Raw genomic sequence first — 18,075 nt, forward strand, 5'->3', positions numbered from 1 at the left:
CTCTAGTTGAGTGAAGCCGCATGAAACTTTCGATCTGTACCGATGTAATGGGAGACCTGTCTTTCACAGACATGCTCGACAAATGCGTGGCACTGGGCGTTGAAGGCCTGGAGATGACCGGCGGCGGCTGGTCCAAAGGGCCGCATTTTCGCGCCGATGAACTGCTGGTCGACAAGGGTCTGCTGAAGAAAAAGCTGAATGAAATTGAGGCCCGAGGGCTGGAAATTGCGGCGCTGAACTGTTCGGCCAACCCGCTGGATCCGGGCGCGATGGGCAAACGTCATCGCAAGGAGATGGAGGATAGCATCCGGCTTGCCGGTGAAATCGGCGTCAGTAAAATCGTGGCCATGTCGGGTCTGCCGGAAGCGGCACCGGGCGACAGCGTGCCAAACTGGCTCGTTTACACCAAGAGCTGGCCGAACGAAATGCCTGAGCGTGATCGTTACCAGTGGGAAGATCGCGCTTTCCCGTTGTGGCACGATCTGGTGAAGCTCGCTGATCAGGCGGGTGTCGATAAAATCGCGCTGGAAAACTTTTCGGCCATGCTGGTGTGGAACCCTGAGACTCTGTTTCGCCTGCGTGATGAAGTGGGCCCCAAAGTCGGCATGAATCTTGACCCGTCGCACCTGTTCTGGAAGGGCGCCTGCCCCATCGCCGGGGCCCGGGCGCTGGGCGAGGCGATCCACCATGTGCATGGCAAGGACACCCGCATTGAGCGCGGTCTGGCCGAAGTCAATGGTCTGCTGGAACTCAAGGGTGTTGATGACGTCGCCAATCGCGCCTGGAATTACGTCGCCGTCGGCGCCGGTCACGACCTGCAATGGTGGAAGGAGTTCTTCTCAGTCGTGCGCATGGTGGGCTACAACGACTGGGTCAGTCTGGAGATGGAGGATTTCACCATGTCGACCGAGGCTGGCATCCAGTCATCGATCGATGCGCTCAAGCAAACCATCAGCCGGTAATAGTGGATCAGGCGCAGGGGGTGAAACCCTGCGCACTGTCCAGTTTGGAATCGGGGATAACCCCCGTACAAGGTTAACCACGAGCGTCACTGACGCTCATCCAATCGTTCGAGGATAACAACAATGAAAAAAATACTGCTAACCGCCATCGCCGCCACACTGCTGTCGGGCTCGGCGTATGCTACCGAGATCAAGATCGGTGTGTCCCTGTTCAGCTTCGACGACAACTTTCTTTCGGTGCTGCGCAACAGCATTGAAGCCTCGGCCAATGACGCCGGCGTCGATGTGCAGATGGAAGATGCCAAGAACGAAGTCGGCATGCAGCTGAATCAGGTGCAGAATTTTATCGCCTCGGGTGTGGATGCCATCATCGTTGATGCGGTGGATTCCGATGCTACCCAGGCCATTACCGACGATGCTGCCGCGGCGGGCATTCCACTGGTCTATGTGGGTCGACGTCCGATAAACGTTGATATGCTGCCCGATGGCCAGGCGTTTGTAGCCTCCAACGAAGACGAATCCGGCACCCTGCAGACCCAGGAAGTCTGCCGGCTGATGAATGGCAAGGGCAAGGTTGTGGTCATGATGGGCACTCTGGGAGACAACGCCGCGTTGCAGCGTACCAAGGACATCCATGATGTCATAGCCACCCCCGAGTGCAGTGGCCTGGTCATCGTTGAAGAGCAGACCGCAGATTTCATGCGCACTGAAGGCAACGACCTTATGACCAACTGGCTGACCGCGGGTCTGGAGTTTGACGCCGTTATCGCCAACAACGATGAAATGGCCATAGGCGCCATTCAGGCACTTAAGGCATCCGGCCGCAGCATGGACAGCGTGATAGTGTCTGGTATTGATGCTACCGCCGATGCGCTGGCGGCCATGCAGGCCGGTGATCTGGATGTCACCGTATTTCAGAACGCAGAGGCCCAGGGCCGCGGTGCGCTTGAAACCAGCCTCAAGCTGATCAAGGGTGAGCCGGTCGACAAGAAAGTCTGGGTGCCGTTTGAACTGGTAACACCACAAAACATGGACCAGTACATCAAGCGCAACTGATCGGGTACAGCCCCACACTGCGGATTCTCCTGTGTCACTTTTACGGTCCTTCCCTTAGCGGGGCAGGGCCGTTTTTTTGTCTTGCCCCTTGCCCTTTGCCCCTCGATTTTTCCCCGGTGTTGCGCCGGCTCTGGGTGAAATACGCAGGCGCCGCTGTGGTGTTTCGGCCGCTGCTGTCAGTTTTATGCAGCTTGGGGATTGACCACATACCAATCGGTATGGTTAAATTCATTCCAAGCATACCGACCGGTTTGTTTCGACTTTGACGAAACGGATTCAGCGGCCGGGCGACTGGACGACTAGCACTGGCCCGTGAAGGGCATCAGCCAACAGACGTCACCTAATACGCACAGCGGAGGCAAACCCATGAAACTCATCCCCGGCATTCAGAAACTTTTCCGTAGCTTGCGTCAGGGCTGCGCCGCAGCGGTATCCATTGACCGTCACACGCTGCGAGATATAGGTGCCGACCCTATGCGTATTCATTATCCAGTCAGCCGTGGCGATAGTGCTGCCAAGACGCAGGACCTCTGGCGCCAGGCCTGCTGAGCCAATCCAAAGCGTCCTTAATCTGTTGCCGCGAACTGCCGGCCTGTTCATTCCATGGAGATACTCTGTTATGCCGTCATTATTTGATCCGGTGAAAATTGGTGCGATCGAACTGAACAGCCGTATTGTTATGGCGCCACTGACCCGCTGTCGGGCGGAGGAGGGCCGGATCCCCGGTGATCTGATGCTGGAGTATTACAGCCAGCGTGCCAGCGCAGGACTTATTATTTCCGAAGCCACCGCCGTGACCCCAATGGGTGTGGGATATCCCGATACGCCCGGGATCTGGAACCAGGCCCAGGTTGGTGGCTGGCGGCGCATCACCGATGCGGTGCACGCCAAGGGCGGCAAGATAGTATTGCAGCTGTGGCACGTTGGGCGGGTGTCTGACCCCATGTATCTTGATGGTGCCTTGCCGGTAGCCCCGAGCGCCATAGCGCCGGCCGGACATGTAAGTCTGGTGCGGCCCGAGCGGCCCTTTACAACGCCGCGGGCGCTGGAAACTGAAGAGATCCCGGATATCGTCGAAGTTTTTCGCCAGGGAGCGGAAAATGCCCAGGCCGCCGGTTTTGATGGTGTGGAGCTCCATGCGGCCAACGGCTATCTGATCGATCAGTTTCTGCAGGATAGCAGTAACAAGCGCACCGATGCCTACGGTGGCTCGGTGGAAAACCGCGCCCGGCTGTTGCTGGAAATTACCGATGCAGTGCTAAGCGTCTGGGACGCGGGCAGGGTGGGCGTACATTTGTCGCCCCGCAGCGATATCCATGACATGGGCGATTCGGATCTGGCGGCGGTGTTTGGCCATGTTGCCAGTGCACTGTCGGAGCGCAATATCGCCTTTATCTGTGCCCGTGAGGCCGAAGGTGACGACAGCCTGGTGCCGACAATAAAGACGCTTTTCAGCGGCGCCTTTATAGCCAACGAGCGCTTTACCGGCGAGAGCGCCAATGCCTGGATTGAGGATGGTCGGGTGGATGCGGTGGCCTTCGGCGTCCCCTTTATTGCGAATCCGGATTTGCCGCAGCGCCTGCGTCAGCAGGCTGAGCTGAATACGCCGGATACGAGTACCTTTTATGCATCAGGCCCGCAGGGCTATACCAGCTATCCGAGCCTGTAGACACAATCTATAAAAAAGGGGGCTCCGTTAGTGATAACGGAGCCCCTTTTTTGTGGGCGCTTGCTTGCAGTTCTGCGATTGGGTTAGAGCGTGCCCGGGAAGGCGCCACCGTCGAGCAGAATATTCTGGCCGACGATAAAGCCTGAGTGGCTGCTGCACAGGAAAGCACAGGCGGCGCCGAACTCGTCCGGATCACCAAAGCGCTTGCTGGGGTTAGTATCCTTGCGGGCCTGGCGTACCTGTTCCAGTGACTGACCGCTGGCCTTGACGGCACCGGCCAGGGTGGCATTAAGGCGGTCGGTTTCAAAGGGACCTGGCAGCAGGTTGTTGATGGTGACATTGTGCTCGGCCACCTGGCGCGAAAGGCCGGCAACAAAACCGGTGAGGCCGGTGCGGGCGCCGTTCGAGAGCCCCAGTGCCGGAATCGGCGCCTTGACTGCGCCAGACGTGATATTGACGATACGGCCAAAACCTCGTTCGATCATGCCATCCAGAACCGCCTTGATCAGCTGAATGGGGCTGACCATATTGTTTTGCAGCGCCTGGTGCCAGTCGCCGTCGTCCCAGGTGCGAAAATCACCGGGTGGCGGGCCGCCGGCGTTATTTACCAGAATATCCGGTGCCGGGCAGGCGGCCAGCACGGCTTCGCGCCCTTCAGTGGTAGTAATGTCACCGGCAACAGCCGTGACCGTTACGCCGTAGCGGCTGCGAATGTCGGCGGCGGTCTGTTCCAGTATGTCGCTGGTACGGGCGTTGATCACCAGATTCACGCCTTCCGCAGCCAGGGCTTCAGCGCAGGCGCGGCCAAGACCTTTGGATGCAGCGCAGACAATGGCGGTGCGACCAGCAATATGCAGATCCATGTGTGTGTCTCCCCTGAAAAGTGTGTTCGCCATCATAGGCCGGTGTTGCCGCCGTGGCGAGCCGGTGAATGGAAATGGGTGTTTGTAATTCGTGATGGAGTCTGAAGATTCACGCGATCAGCCCCTGAGTTCGCAAGCGCTGACAATCGGCGGCCGACAGGCCGAGCTGTTGCTGCAGCACCTGCTCGGTGTGCTGGCCGAGGGTGGGTGGGGCGCTGCCGGCGTTCAGCGCCTCGCCGTTAAAGCGGATCGGGTTGCCCACCATGGGTGCGTTGCCGCCAGACGGGTGGGGCAGATCGAACTGCATCCCGCGATGCCGCACCTGAGGGTCCTCGAACACCTGTTGCAGATTGTTGATCGGACCGCAGGGCACGCCGGCGGCTTCCAGTGCGCTCAGCCAGTCGGCCGTGCTGCGTGTTGCCATGCGGGCCTGCAGCAGCGGTACAAGGCTGTCACGGTGCTCAACCCGGGCCTGGTTGCTGGCAAAGCGCGGGTCCGCAGCCAAATCAGTGCAAGCTGCGGTAGCGCAGAAGCGGCCAAACTGGGCATCATTGCCCACCGCCAGAATCAGGTGACCATCCAGGGTAGCAAAGGCCTGGTAGGGCACTATATTGGGATGGGCATTGCCCAGGCGTGTCGGCGGCTGACCGGAACAGAGGTAATTCATCGACTGGTTTGCCAGCACCGCGACCTGCACATCCAGCAGGGCCAGATCGATATGGGTGCCGGTGCCACTTTGCAGGCGTGCAAAGAGCGCTGCCATGATGGCGTTGGCGGCGTACATGCCGGTAAAAATATCGGCGAAGGCGACCCCCACCTTGACAGGCCCGCCACCTGGCTCACTGTCCGGCTGGCCGGTGAGGCTCATGAGCCCGCCCATGCCCTGGATCATGAAGTCATAACCGGCCCTGTGGGCGTAGGGCCCGTCCTGGCCAAAACCGGTGATAGAGCAATAGATCAGATCCGGCCTGTCGGCCTTGAGGCTGTCGTAGTCCAGGCCATACTGCTTCATGCCGCCGACCTTGAAATTCTCCAGCAGGACGTCGCAGTCCTGCAGCAGCTGTTTGACCAGCTGCTGACCTTCGGACCTGGCGATATCGATGGCGACCGATGACTTGCCGCGATTGGCGCTGAGGTAATAGGCCGCTTCAGTGCTGCCTTCAAGCCAGGGCGGCCCCCAGGCGCGGGTATCATCACCGCGCCCGGGACGCTCGATCTTAATCACTTCGGCGCCCAGGTCTGCCAGCTGCTGGCTGCACCAGGGGCCGGCCAGCACGCGGGACAGATCCAGCACGCGGATACCTTTGAGGGGCTTGGGGCTCATGGATACGGTTCCTTGGACTTTAGCAAAACGCCTGAATACCGGTTTGGGCTCGACCCAGGATCAGTGCATGCACATCATGGGTACCCTCGTAGGTGTTCACCGACTCCAGATTGACCATGTGGCGGATAACGCCAAACTCATCCGATACACCATTGCCGCCGTGCATGTCCCGCGAAACCCGGGCGATATCCAGTGCCTTGCCACAGTTGTTGCGCTTGATCAGTGACACCATTTCCGGCGCGCCCTGGCCTGCATCCAGCAGGCGGCCGACCTGCAATGCGGCCTGCAGCCCCAGGGTGATTTCGGTCTGCATGTTGGCGAGCTTGAGCTGAATCAGCTGGTTGGCGGCAAGGGGTCGGCCGAACTGAGTGCGATCCAGGCAGTACTGGCGCGCGGCATGCCAGCAGAATTCAGCCGCACCCATGACGCCCCAGGCGATACCGTAGCGTGCCTTGTTGAGGCAGCCGAAGGGGCCGCCAAGGCCACTGGCATCGGGCAGCATATTTTCGTCCGGCACTAAGGCATCATCCAGCACAATCTCACCGGTGACTGAGGCCCGCAGGCTGACCTTGCCCTCTATCTTGGGCGTGCTGAAACCCTCGGTGTCACGCTCGACGATAAAGCCGCGGATCTTGTTGTCGTGGGCGTCGGACTTGGCCCAGACCACGGCCAGATCCGCAATCGGGCTGTTGGTGATCCACATTTTCTGGCCGCTGAGGCGGTAACCGCCCTCGACCTTCTTGGCCCGCGTAATCATCGAACCCGGGTCCGAGCCATGGTTGGGTTCGGTCAGGCCGAAGCAGCCGACCCATTCGCCGCTGGCGAGTTTTGGCAGGTACTTCTGCTTTTGCGCCTCTGAGCCATAGGTTTCGATGGGGTACATCACCAGGGAAGACTGCACGCTCATGGCGGAGCGGTAGCCCGAATCGACACGCTCGACTTCGCGGGCAATAAGGCCGTAGCCCACCTGGCTCAGGCCGCTGCCGCCATACTGCGGATCGACGCAGGCGCCGAGCAGCCCGAGGGACCCCATTTCCCGCATGATCTCGCGCTCAAAGTGCTCATTGCGAAAGGCTTGCAGCACCCGCGGCTGCAGCTGCTCCTGGCAATAGTCGTGGGCCATATCGCGGATCTGACGTTCTTCTTCGGTCAACTGCTGATCGATCAGCAGAGGGTCCTGCCAGTTAAAGCTGCTGTGCTGTGCCATGGTATCGCTCTCCCGGATCAAGTATCGGTGCAGGTTGAGTAGCATAAAACTATATAAGTCTATTTATTGCAATAAATAGGTTAATTAAACTTTTATGCCCAAGCTGGAGCAGCCATGGCAGAATAGACGGCCACCCACAAAGACACCTTTATGAACAACGATAGTGCAGTTTTCACCCCGAACAGGCGTATCAAGCGTGCTGATCAGATCGTTGATTCGATCAAGCGTTGGGTCGTGGTCAATGGCAAGCAGCCGGGCGAGCGGCTGCCCAACGAGCGTGAGCTGATGGCCCAGTTCGACTGTGCCAAGGGGACGGTGCGTGAAGCGCTGAAGTCACTGGAAGTGCAGGGTCTGATCAGTATCCGCACCGGGCCCAACGGTGGCGCTGTGCTGGTGTCGGTGCCCTACGATCTGGCCAGCCAGCTGCTGCGCAACTTCCTGCACTTCGAGCAGCCCAGCGGGCCGGACATCTATGCGCTGCGCACCCTGGTGGAGCCGGAGATTGCGGCCCAGGTGACACCTTTGCTGAGCGACGATGACCTCGACCGGCTGGACTTGCTGGTAAAGCGCTGCGCACAGCCTGCGGCGGACTTTGATGAACGCATCGAGCAGCGTATCGCCGAACTTGAGTTCCATGTGGTGCTGGCAGAGCGCTGCACCAACCCGTTGCTGGCCTTTATTGGCCGCTTTCTGAATGACCTGATCCGGGATCTGGTGATTTTCAAGAAGGCGCGGCTGCCGGAGCAGCGCGAATTTTCCTGTGCCAACCTGGACTACCATCGCCAGCTGATGGGTGCCTTTCGCGCTCGCGATGCAGAAAAGGCCAGAGCGCTGATGCTCGAACACATGCATTCGGCCGAGCATTTTAATCTTGAGCTGCAGGGACAGCTGGAACAGCGGATGCTGATGTTGGAGTAGGTCCAAACTGAGCGGCGAAGGGATTTTTGCAGGTCAGCAGGGCATTCAGTTCCTTGCCCGGTACCGGGCGATGAAAGTAATACCCCTGCACCAGATCACAGCCTTCGTTGCGCAGAAAGTCCAGTTGCTGGCGGGTTTCTACGCCTTCGGCCACAACCTTGATATGCAATCGTTCGGACATGGCGATGATCGCCCGGGTGATGGCGGCGTTGTCTTCATCGGTGTCGATATCGTGAATAAAGGCCCGATCAATCTTGAGAATATCGACCGGAAAACGCTTCAAGTAACTCAGACTGGAGTAGCCGGTGCCAAAATCATCCAGTGATATTGAGATGCCAAGATTGCTTAGCTTGGCCAGAATGCGCAGCGCCATTTCGGGATCCTGCATCAGCGCTGTTTCGGTAATTTCCACTTCAAGAAAGCTCGGTTCCAGTTGGTACTCGTTGATGGTGTCCTTAACGATGTCTACCAGATTGCGCTGGCGAAACTGGAATGCCGAGAAATTTACCGCAACCCTGGGTGTTTCGATGCCGCATTCCGCCCGCCACTGTTGGGCCTGACGGCAGGCTTCGCGCAGCACCCAGAGCCCAATGGGCAGTATCAGGCCGGTTTCTTCCGCCAGGGGGATGAACAGATCCGGACGTATGGGGCCTTTTTGCGGATGTACCCAGCGAATCAGCGCTTCGGACGCAAGCATCCTGCCGCTGGCAAGCTCCACCTGAGGCTGGTAATTAAGGCTGAAATCCTGGGCTATCACGGCCTGGTCCAAGTCCCGCTCCAGATTAATCCGTTCGTAGAAGGTATTACGGATCTCCGCCTTGTAGACCCGACAGCAGTTGCCGCCGTCCTGTTTGGCCTTGTGCATAGCCATGCCTGCATTGCGTTGCAGTTCCTCGGCCTTTTCACTATCAAAAGGATACAGGCTTGCGCCCAGGCTTGCCCGCAGGTGCATTGCATAACCCGAGAGAGTGAGCGGTTCGGTAATGCAGGCATACAGGCTGCGAATGCGATCGAGCAGTTCCTGCGTCAGCCTGATATTGGGCAGCAGTACGGCGAATTCGTCGCCTGAGGTGCGGGCGATAATGTCATCCTGGGCAGCGTTGTCGCTCAGGCGCGCAGCAATGCGTTTGATCAGCTGGTCACCGGTTTTTTGGCCCATGCTGCTGTTGATATCGCGAAACCGATCCAGGTTGAAATGCACCACGCCGAGCATGGTGTCCGTTTTGCGGGCGTGCTCTATTGCCTGATCCAGCTTGGCGGCAAACAGGCTACGGTTGGGGAGGCTGGTCAGCTCGTCGTAGTTGGCCAGAAATCGCATGCGGGCTTCGGTCTTGCGCCTGTCACGGCGCGCGGTGGTTTCCCGTAATTCCCGCAGTATGGTGGTGGGCAGGCGTTTTAAATCACCCTTGATCAGATAATCCTGAGCACCGGCCTTGACGGCTTCCACCGCGCGTTCTTCACCCATGGTGCCCGATACGAAAATAAAGGGAGTGTCAGGATCTTTTTCACGCACCTGGCTTAGCACCGCCATGCCATCAAAGCTTGGCAGGGTGTAATCGGAGAAGATAACCTGCCACTTTTGCTGCAGCGCATCGGCCAGATCCGTGGCGTTATCGACGCAACGATAATTGGGTTCATAGCCGTTTCGGCGCAGCTCCAGCAGCAGCAATTCGACGTCGTTGGGGTCGTCTTCGATGATCAGTGCCTGCAAGGGGGTCTTGTTCAAGTGTTTTCTCCCTTCAAGGTATTGGTTAGGGTGTTGCAGTCAGCGTGTTTAGTATCGGGCAGTTCGTTCAGTAAAAGCCAATATACGGCCAGGCGGCTAAAAGTATCGACAAACTCGGTGAAATCCACCGGTTTTCGCACGTAGCTGTTGGCGCCCAGGCTGTAGCTTTTTATCAAGTCCTCCTCGTGCCGGGAAGAGGTGAGGATGACAACAGGGATATGCTGGGTACGCGGGTGCCTGCGGATACCTTCGAGTACTTCGTGGCCGTTGATCTTTGGCAGATTAAGGTCGAGCAGCACTACCGCGGGCAGCTCTGGCAGATTACCGAAGTCAGCGGTTGCACTGCCACAAAGATATTCCAGTGCCTGTACACCGTCACGTTTGACGATAATAGGGTTGCGTACGCCACTTTGGTGAAAGGCGCGCAGGGCCAGGGCTTCATCATCGTGGTTATCTTCGACCAGCAGGATGGGTTTGAGCTTCATGCCGTTCGCCTTGTGTTGCTGCTTGAGTGTTCTGCAGTGTGAAATAGAATACGGCGCCTTTGTCAGGTTCGGCCTGGGCCCAGATACGGCCACCATGGCGGCTAATAATGCGGTTGACGGTGGCAAGGCCGATTCCGCTGCCGGAAAAATCACGGCTATCGTGCAGGCGCTGAAAAGCGCTGAACAGCCGGCTGGCATAGGTCATGTCAAAGCCGGCGCCGTTGTCTTTAACGTAAAAGCAGGCACTGCCATTGATCTGTTGGGTACCAAACTCGATCAGCGGTTTTGTGCATTTGCCGGTGTATTTCCAGGCGTTGTTAAGCAGGTTTTCCAGCACCACTCGCAGCAGGCGGGCATCACCATAGGCCTGTAACCCCGGTTCTATCTGCACCTTAACCCTGCGCTCTGGCTCGCTCTCGCGCAAGCCTTGGATAACCTCTGCCGCGATGCTGCTGAGGTCCTGCATATCACGGGCAATGTCCATGCGGGATACATGGGAGAGTTTCAACAGATCATCAATCAGTATCCCCATGCGTTGCGCGGCGGCGCGCACACGCGCCAGGTAATTTTGTCCGGTCGCATCCAGTACGCTCTGGTAGTCCTCCAGCAGTGCCTGGCTGAAACCATCAATGGAACGCAGCGGTGCGCGCAGGTCATGGGACACCGAGTAGCTGAACGCCTCGAGCTCCTTGTTGGCACTTTCCAGGTCTGCGGTTCGCTCCTCAACACGCTGTTCGAGCTCGGAATTGAGGCGCCGAATCTCCTGGGTCGACTGTATCTGCTCATGAATGTCTTCGATGACGCCAATCCATTGCTGCAGCACTCCCGCGGTATCTTTTAGCGCTACGGCATTGAGGTTGATGTGCCTAAAGCCCGCATCGAGGTCGTGCCACAGGCGCAGCTGGGTGGCGAAGGGGCTAAGGTCTTCGCAGGCCTTTAGCCACAGGCTCTGGACCCCCCCACGATCATCGGGGTGTATCGCCTGGATCCAGCCTTTGCCCAGGTATTGGGCGGCACTCTGGCCGGTGTAGGCGCTCCAGCCTGGCTGGTCTGTCACAAAGTTACCTCTGGCATCGGCTTGCCAGACGACTGAGGTGAGGGTCATAACCAGGGTGCGGTGGCGCAGTTCGCTGCTGCGCAGCGCCTGCTCGGCATCTGCGCGTTCGTGGGCTTCGGATTCGAGCTGCCGGTTTGACACTTCAAGCGCGGCGGTGCGCAGCTCAATTTCATTCAGCATGGTGTTGAATGCCTGCACCAGATAGCCTATTTCGTCATTGCTGGCGGGGGCTTCTGCACGCAGGCTATAGTCGCGCTTGAGTACTACCCAGTTAGCCAGTTCTGTTATAAGCATCACCGGGCGGGTGATGCGGGACTGAATCCAGTAGGAAAGTAGCATCGATACGATCAGTGCCAAAAGCGTCACGGTGGCCACAATACCCAGTACGCGCGCGAGGTGCTCCTGCATGCCATATTTCGTAATCAGCATAATGCTGCCCAGGTACTCCTGGCCAAACAGGATGGGGGCAGACAGTCGCAGCAGATCATTATCGATAACGATTTCAGGTTCCGCTCCGGGAGAGAGCAGCAAGGGTATATTGGGATGTTGCAGTGTCCCTAGTTCGGCGTGCGCTGCTTGTTGATAGTGGGCGAAGAGGGTGCCGTCAGGCTTGCGGATGGCCGCCGCCAGTACCTTTGGGCTTAGCTGCAGCAGGGTCAGGGTTTCAGCGGCGACCTCGGCATCTTCAAACTGCAGCGCTGCGGCACTGGCCTGCCCGATCAGGTTGCTCTGAACCTGTATGTCCTCCAGCATGTGGGCGCGGTAGTCACGCAGTTCGTAGAGAACGATTACAGAGCCGGAGACGAGCAGCGCCGTCACGGTGGTCAGCAGTATGCCCAGGGACAGTTTGTAACGGATGGAATTAAGTCCAAAGCGCTTTTGCAAAGGACTTTTTCTTTCTGCTGCCGGAATCACTGGGCACGCCCCTGAACCCTGCGTGCGACCGCAAGTAACCTGGAGCTGAGTTTAAGGTTGTGGGCCCGGGCGCTATCAAGGGCAATATCAAAGCGTACCCGGTTGTCGACGATTTCAAAGTTGATGCTGCTGCCGCTCTCGAGCCCATCAGGACTGCCGGTGATCACCAGTACGGCGCGCTCCTTTAGTTGTGACTGCCAGCTCAGCGGGTTGCCGACAGCTTTGGTTGTGCCACTGGAGTGGGCGTGCGCCACATACAGCAGATGCAAATTCGCGGGCAGTCTGGGCGCCGTGATATTGACCACCTGCAGCGGGCGTTGCTGAATTTGCCTGCCTGCGACGGCTTTGGACAGCTCACGGGCAATGGCAGGGGCGCCCATGACACCGATGACCAGGGGGCTGCTGGCGCTGGTAAATGCAGCGGCGGGCCACTCGACATAGTGCCCAAACTTGAACAGAAAAGCGGCCTTGATACGCGCTTCTGCCGCGATATCCGGATGATCACTGGCCACAGTGCCCTGTGCCAGCAGCAGGGAGACGCCAAGGCACAGGAGTCGCAGGAGATCCAGTATGGGCTGCTTCATGGCTGTGTCAGTACCTCCACAGCATTTCAAGAAACAGACTGCGTTCCACTTCGCTACGGCTTGCGGCGGTACCAAACTCGGGGTGTTGTGGGTCAAACAGATTCAGGGCCCGCAGCGACAGCTCCAGATCTGAGTGTGGCTTCCAGCCATAACGCAAATCCGCCGTGGTATAGGCGGGCAGGTCCAGGTTGGATAGCTTGCCGACGTGGCGCAGCGTCATATCCAGTTGATGTCCCTCGCTCAGGTCCAGGCTTGAGCGCAGCATCCATTGATGGGACGGGTTGTTGGCTTCGGTGCTGCTCCAGGGGTTGGGGCTGATACCAGGCTTGAAGTGAAAGGACTCATGCTGCAACAAGGTTCCGGCACTAAGGCGCCAGCGGGGCGCGGCCTGGTAGTCCGCCCAGGCTTCTATACCGTAGGTGGTCGCTTCCATGCCATTGCCAATTTCATAGGTCCCACTGCCAGTGGGGTCGACGGTACGCAGCTCATCGTAACGGGCGTAAAAGGCGGTAATCGAGTAGTTGAGCCTATTCAGCCGGTTGCCCCTGTAGCCAATTTCCAGGGTGTTGGCGCTCTCGGATTCGAAGTCGGGGCCACCGTCGAGCTTGATGCCAGGCACATCCAGATAGAAGTCCCTGTCAACCCGTGATGGGGTTCGCTCCCCGTGGGCGACTGAGAGCCAGAGCAGATCCTGGGGTGAAAGGTTCCAGGCCAGGCGTACGTTGGGCATAAACTCCAGACCGGTGTAGCTGTTGTGCTCCAGCCGTGCCCCCAGGGTGAGCTTAAGGTCAGGCCTGAGTGTGATTTCATCCTGTAGAAAAGCATGGTTCCAGCGAAGGTATTTTTCAGCCGGCAGAAAGGTCAGCACGGCGGACTGGTCTTTTACATCATCCCAGGCGGAGCGGTGCCCGATCCCCCAGATAATTTCCTGGCCAGTGCCCATACCAAGAGTCTGTTGCACGCTCATTTGCAGGATGTTGAGGCTTTGGTCAAGGGTACCGGCAAGGTCGCGTTCGGTACGGTCGTAATAGGCTTGTAGCTGCAGCTGCGAGTCGTTTTCCAGCCTCTGGTCCCAGCGCGCGAGCAGGTTCAGGCCCCGAGTACTGTCGTCACCGCTATAGAGTGCGCTGTTCCTGCGACCCGCATAAATATCGCCCTGCAGGGTCAGGCGTCCCTGGCTGAGATCGTCGGCGCGAAAGCCGAGCTGGATCTTTTTCCATGCATCGATATTCTGGCCGCCCGACTCCAGTTGGGAGTCATCAATGCGCAGGGTCTTGCCGTAGACCCGATAGCTGGCACCCTCTGCCAGTGTGCCGCCATGGCGAAAGGCTGCCTGCTGTTCAAGGTTACCGCCCCCTGCAACCAGCAGGTTGCCCTGGGTATCGGCGGCGGAGCGAGTGATGACGTTGATTACGCCATTGACCGCATTGCTGCCCCAGGTGGTGGCGTTTGAGCCACTGATGACTTCAATGCGCTCCACGTCTGGCAGCAGGATATCCTGAACGTCCCAGAAGACGCCGGAATAAAGGGGGCTATAGGCGATACGGCCATCGATCAGCACCTGCAGCTTGTTGGTGGTAGTGGAGTTGAAGCCACGGGCGCTGATGGCATAGCTGTTGGCGTCTATGCGGGCAACTTGCAGATTAGGGGCCAGGCGCAACGCTTCAGGCAGGCTGGTGGCGCCACTGCGCCTGATATCTTCAGCGGTAATGACGAATACGGAGGCTGCCGCTTCCGACAGTTTTTGCGGCTTCTTTGCGACCGAGCTGATAGTGATCTGGGCCAGGTCTTCCAGGCTGAAGTCCAGCAACTCCCGGGTGTGAATTTCGGCATCGGCGCCCAGTGCAAAGGGACTTCCGAAATGCAGGCAACAGAGTGCCAGGGTGCCAATAGCCTGTTTCTTAAATGCAGTATTATTATTTTTCAGTCTGTTTAACACAGAGCTTTACCCCTGAGTGTATTGCCAGAACAGTGAGGCCTGTCAGTGTGATGGTTCTTAAGCATAGCCCGGCGGGTCGAATTTGCCCGTAATAACCTTTTTAAAAACAATGCACGAGCCAAGTGTGCGCTGCAGCAACATTAGAGGCTAAGCTGTGGCGAACAGACAGGGAGAAGACAGTGGCGGATAAAATCCCCAATCCCGTAAGTTACGATGCAAGCAAGGATGCCTTTTGCTGCCGCCTGCGTCGTTTCGGGCTGGGTTATCAGAAGCGCTTTACGACCGTAGAAGATGCGTTGCTGTTCGTGCGCGAAAATGCGGCTTTCTGCCCTGAGCTGCAGCCGCATCTGCTGCAATTGAATGATTACCACTACGGCCACTGGGAACGCCAGCTGGAGCGGGTGCAGCGTCATCCGCGGCGCCTGACACCCAGTCCGGTGCTGTGGTTAGTGCACGCCCTAGCGGTCTCCCTGTGCGTGCCGCTGGCGCTCGAATTCAGTGCGGCTCAGATGTGGCAACCGCCTGAGTGGTTGCTGGCTCTGGTGCATGCAGTATCGGAGCAGGTGTCGCAGTGGCTGTCGCTGAGCTGGTATTGGCAGGTTGAGATTCGCGTGCCGCTGTTCTGGCTGCTGCTGGTGCCACTGATGCTGCTGGCGCTCGCCCTTTCCCGTGCCCTGGTGCTTCGTATTCACCTGGCAGACCTGCGCCTTGAGCTGCGTCTACTGCTGCTATGGCTGCTGCCGCTGCTGTACGGACTTGTCTACCTGCTGGCGTATGGGGTCGGGGTTCTGTTGCTGCACAGCTGAGGCGCTATTCACAGTGACAGGCGCAGCCCGTCCCGAGCAATGGTCACCGCTGCCGGCAGGTCGCCGTGGCCGGATTCAAGCCAGTCATCCAGTTCATGGCCAATATGTGTCAGCAGGGTGCGGCCTGGGGCGAGCAGTTGATGGGTGTGTAGCGCCCGGGTCAGGTCGTTGTGGTTGCGTGGGGGTGTTCGTCGCGGTGGCTCACTGCAGTCGAGTACCAGCCAGTCGAGTCGTGGCTGTTGCTGTAAAAAGTCCTGGGTGACGCGCGGCAGACCGAGGGTGTCGGTGAGCCAGGCGAGCCGGGTACCGGGGGTTTCAATCAGCAGTCCCTGGGTTGGGCGCGAATGGGTCAGCGGCAGCGGGGTCAGGCTAAAGCCTGGGAACTGCTGGCGCTCAAAGGCCGGGCAGGGGGGCTGGAACTCGAACACGCCTGGGTGGCGGTACAGGTCATCTGCTCCCTTGGGATCATCGGGCCGGTAGACCGGAATTTTACTGCGGCACTGGCCCCAGCGCAGGTGAAACAGCCCCTGTACATGATCCATGTGAAAGTGGGTCAGCAGAACCCGCCGTATATCATCGAAAGCGAAACGCTCGGCCAAGTCGGTACAGCCGGCATCAATCAGCGTTGTGCCCTCATCGGTGTGCAGCGCCGCGCTGCAGGGCCTGCGTTTGCGGGCCGGATCCAGACGCGCCCGCTGGCAAGCACCGCAGTTACAGCCCCAGCGCGGGACCTGGCCAGCATCACCGGTACCGAGAAACTCCAGTTCAGGCATAAAGCTGCCTCCTCCAATGTGTCCGTGCCATCATGAGTCGCCGCCCCCGTTTACCGCGCCAGGCGTTGTCAGCAGGTGGCAAAGCGCATGGGTGGCCTGGTCGATGGGGCCGTCGTTATTAATAACGCTGACCCCATTATTGATACCGTTAACGAGTTCCCGGGCCCGCAGCAGGCGCGCGGTGATATCGGCCTCGGATTCCCGACCGCGCGCCTGCAGTCGGCTGCGCAGCACCGTTTCGTTTACCTGCAGCAGCACCGGCAGCAGGGTGCTACCAAAGCGTTGCTGTGCCTGCTGCAGCTGAGCCCGGGATCCATTCACCAGTACATTGCAGCCGGCTTCCAGCCATGTATGGGCTTCGACACCGATGCCATAACTCAAGCCGTGGGCCTGCCAGTGCAGGCAGAAAAGCCCGAGGTGCTGGCGTCGGGCGAACTCCTGGGGGCTGAGCTCTATATGGTTTTCGCCCCCGGCTTGCCAGGGGCGGGTGATATAGCGATGGGCCAGCAGCAGCCCGGCGGAGTCAGGGGCCTGGGTGCGCAGCGTTTGCAGCAGCGTGTCCTTGCCGCTGCCAGAGGCGCCCATCAGGTAGACCAGGCGACCGCGGATTATGGGTTCAGAAGACACGTTGACCATCCTTCCAGACATGCTCGACATGCACATCGCGCTGGGCATCCTGGTGTGCCCAAACTAGATCGGCGCGGGCCCCCTGTTCTATGCGGCCGCGGCTTGTCAGCCCCGCCGCATCCGCCGGGCGCCGGGTTACCAGGGCGATGGCGCGGGCCAAATCGTAGTCATTGTTCTCAAGATCAGCCAGTTTAAAGGCGCCCTCCAGCAGGCTGGCGGGGTAGTAATCGCTGGACAGTACATCCAGCAGGCCTTCGCTGGCGAGTATATGGGCTGCGATATTGCCGGAGTGCGATCCGCCGCGCACCACGTTGGGTGCGCCCATCAGCACCGCCATGCCGCTTTTGTGTGCGGCCTGTGCCGCCTCCAGCGTGGTGGGGAATTCAGCGATCGCCATGCCCAGTGCGACAGACTCATCGACATGAGCCCGGGTGGCATCGTCGTGGCTGGCCAGGGCGATGCCCTGTTGCCGACAGTAGTCGCAGATGTCCCGGCGATAGCTGTCGCTGTAGCGGGCGCTGGCGTCCTGCTGGCGCTCGATAAAGGCTTCAAGCTCTGCATCCGATAACTTGTACTTGCCCTGATAGTACTCGCGGTATTTTGCCAGGTCGGCAAACTGGCGCTGGCCCGGTGAATGGTCCATTACCGATACGAGTTGTACGGCGGTGCGTTTCACCAGAGAGTGGAAGTTGTCCAGCGTATCGGCGTGGCTGACTTCACAGCGCAGGTGCAGCAGGTGGTCGGCGCGCATCAGGCCGCGGCTGCGGGCCTCGCCCAGAGCGTCCACCATGCGCGACAGGTTGGCCAGGCGTTCGCTGCCTTCAATGACATCGCCAATGGAGACGGCATCGAACACGCTGGTAATGCCGGCGCTGATCATCTGCGCATCGTGGGTCTTTACCGCCGAGATGCCGGGCCAGGCAACGCCAGGGCGGGGCGTGAAGTATTTTTCCATATTGTCGGTATGCAATTCGACCAGCCCCGGCAACAGTAGGTCGCCCTCGCAGTCGATGGCGCCCGGCAGGGATGAAAGGCCCTGATCGACGGACTGGATAACACCGTTTTCGATGTGCAGGCTGCCCTCAACCACTTCGTTGGAGAGGACAATTCTTGCGTTGGTCAAAATCATCTCTGAATCCCTTGTCTGGGGTGGCAGCTGTCTGT

General features: G+C 58.9%; 17 protein-coding genes. 6 read left to right on the plus strand and 11 right to left on the minus strand.

Annotated features, from left to right (window positions below; translation table 11 throughout):
• Positions 1–20: 20 nt before the first annotated feature.
• From MPRO_RS15315 to MPRO_RS15330, 4 genes are all read left to right on the plus strand, one after another.
• Positions 21–962, plus strand: coding sequence for a sugar phosphate isomerase/epimerase family protein (locus MPRO_RS15315; protein WP_067294507.1), 942 nt, complete (start codon positions 21–23; stop codon positions 960–962).
• Between the two features lie 123 nt (positions 963–1,085).
• Positions 1,086–2,018, plus strand: coding sequence for a sugar ABC transporter substrate-binding protein (locus tag MPRO_RS15320; RefSeq protein ID WP_067294510.1), 933 nt, complete (start codon positions 1,086–1,088; stop codon positions 2,016–2,018).
• A gap of 366 nt (positions 2,019–2,384) precedes the next feature.
• Positions 2,385–2,567, plus strand: coding sequence for a hypothetical protein (locus MPRO_RS15325; protein WP_067294514.1), 183 nt, complete (start codon positions 2,385–2,387; stop codon positions 2,565–2,567).
• Between the two features lie 70 nt (positions 2,568–2,637).
• Entirely contained in the window at positions 2,638–3,687 is a 1,050-nt protein-coding gene (locus MPRO_RS15330) for an alkene reductase (protein WP_067294517.1), read from the plus strand.
• An 83-nt stretch (positions 3,688–3,770) separates the two neighbouring features.
• Here MPRO_RS15330 and MPRO_RS15335 read toward each other — a convergent pair whose 3' ends face one another.
• From MPRO_RS15335 to MPRO_RS15345, 3 genes are all read right to left on the minus strand, one after another.
• Positions 3,771–4,550 (minus strand): SDR family oxidoreductase, encoded by a 780-nt coding sequence (locus MPRO_RS15335; protein WP_067294520.1) that lies wholly within the window; start codon positions 4,548–4,550, stop codon positions 3,771–3,773.
• Positions 4,551–4,659: 109 nt separating this feature from the next.
• Complete coding sequence (locus MPRO_RS15340) at positions 4,660–5,874, minus strand: CaiB/BaiF CoA transferase family protein (protein WP_067294523.1); 1,215 nt, start codon at positions 5,872–5,874, stop codon at positions 4,660–4,662.
• Positions 5,875–5,893: 19 nt separating this feature from the next.
• Positions 5,894–7,081 (minus strand): acyl-CoA dehydrogenase, encoded by a 1,188-nt coding sequence (locus tag MPRO_RS15345; protein WP_067294526.1) that lies wholly within the window; start codon positions 7,079–7,081, stop codon positions 5,894–5,896.
• A gap of 150 nt (positions 7,082–7,231) precedes the next feature.
• Here MPRO_RS15345 and MPRO_RS15350 point away from each other — a divergent pair, with 150 nt between their 5' ends.
• A complete protein-coding gene (locus MPRO_RS15350) occupies positions 7,232–7,999 on the plus strand; it encodes a FadR/GntR family transcriptional regulator (RefSeq protein WP_067294529.1) in 768 nt (255 codons plus the stop codon).
• On the opposite strand, the gene MPRO_RS15355 is transcribed toward MPRO_RS15350, so the two are convergent.
• The 5 genes from MPRO_RS15355 to MPRO_RS15375 are packed head-to-tail and all read right to left on the minus strand — an operon-like array spanning position 7,947 to position 14,705.
• On the minus strand, positions 7,947–9,725 hold the full coding sequence (locus tag MPRO_RS15355; RefSeq protein ID WP_067294532.1) for a GGDEF domain-containing response regulator: 1,779 nt from the start codon (positions 9,723–9,725) through the stop codon (positions 7,947–7,949). The genes MPRO_RS15350 and MPRO_RS15355 overlap by 53 nt on opposite strands.
• Positions 9,722–10,210, minus strand: a complete 489-nt coding sequence (locus MPRO_RS15360) for a response regulator (RefSeq protein ID WP_067294536.1) — start codon at positions 10,208–10,210, stop codon at positions 9,722–9,724. Before MPRO_RS15360 ends, MPRO_RS15355 begins: the two co-directional genes overlap by 4 nt.
• The gene (locus MPRO_RS15365; RefSeq protein WP_245635113.1) at positions 10,176–12,152 is read right to left on the minus strand and encodes a sensor histidine kinase, YfiR-like protein-associated; all 1,977 of its coding nucleotides are present in this window, start codon (positions 12,150–12,152) and stop codon (positions 10,176–10,178) included. The genes MPRO_RS15360 and MPRO_RS15365 overlap by 35 nt, the downstream gene beginning before the upstream one ends.
• A gap of 26 nt (positions 12,153–12,178) precedes the next feature.
• A complete protein-coding gene (locus tag MPRO_RS15370) occupies positions 12,179–12,766 on the minus strand; it encodes a TOL_0243 family YfiR-like periplasmic protein (RefSeq protein WP_067294543.1) in 588 nt (195 codons plus the stop codon).
• A 7-nt stretch (positions 12,767–12,773) separates the two neighbouring features.
• On the minus strand, positions 12,774–14,705 hold the full coding sequence (locus MPRO_RS15375; protein ID WP_067294547.1) for a TOL_0244 family TonB-dependent receptor: 1,932 nt from the start codon (positions 14,703–14,705) through the stop codon (positions 12,774–12,776).
• A 179-nt stretch (positions 14,706–14,884) separates the two neighbouring features.
• Here MPRO_RS15375 and MPRO_RS15380 point away from each other — a divergent pair, with 179 nt between their 5' ends.
• On the plus strand, positions 14,885–15,511 hold the full coding sequence (locus tag MPRO_RS15380; RefSeq protein ID WP_067294550.1) for a hypothetical protein: 627 nt from the start codon (positions 14,885–14,887) through the stop codon (positions 15,509–15,511).
• An 8-nt stretch (positions 15,512–15,519) separates the two neighbouring features.
• Here the strand turns inward: MPRO_RS15380 and phnP are convergent, their stop codons facing one another.
• From phnP to phnM, 3 genes are read right to left on the minus strand one after another with little or no spacing between them, the layout of a single operon-like run.
• Complete coding sequence (phnP, locus tag MPRO_RS15385; RefSeq protein WP_067294553.1) at positions 15,520–16,284, minus strand: phosphonate metabolism protein PhnP; 765 nt, start codon at positions 16,282–16,284, stop codon at positions 15,520–15,522.
• 30 nt (positions 16,285–16,314) lie between these two features.
• On the minus strand, positions 16,315–16,911 hold the full coding sequence (phnN, locus tag MPRO_RS15390) for a ribose 1,5-bisphosphokinase (protein ID WP_245635114.1): 597 nt from the start codon (positions 16,909–16,911) through the stop codon (positions 16,315–16,317).
• A complete protein-coding gene (phnM, locus tag MPRO_RS15395) occupies positions 16,901–18,040 on the minus strand; it encodes an alpha-D-ribose 1-methylphosphonate 5-triphosphate diphosphatase (protein WP_067294559.1) in 1,140 nt (379 codons plus the stop codon). Before phnM ends, phnN begins: the two co-directional genes overlap by 11 nt.
• Positions 18,041–18,075 lie beyond the last annotated feature (35 nt).

The organism is Marinobacterium profundum (assembly GCF_001528745.1).
Lineage (GTDB): Bacteria > Pseudomonadota > Gammaproteobacteria > Pseudomonadales > Balneatricaceae > Marinobacterium_A > Marinobacterium_A profundum.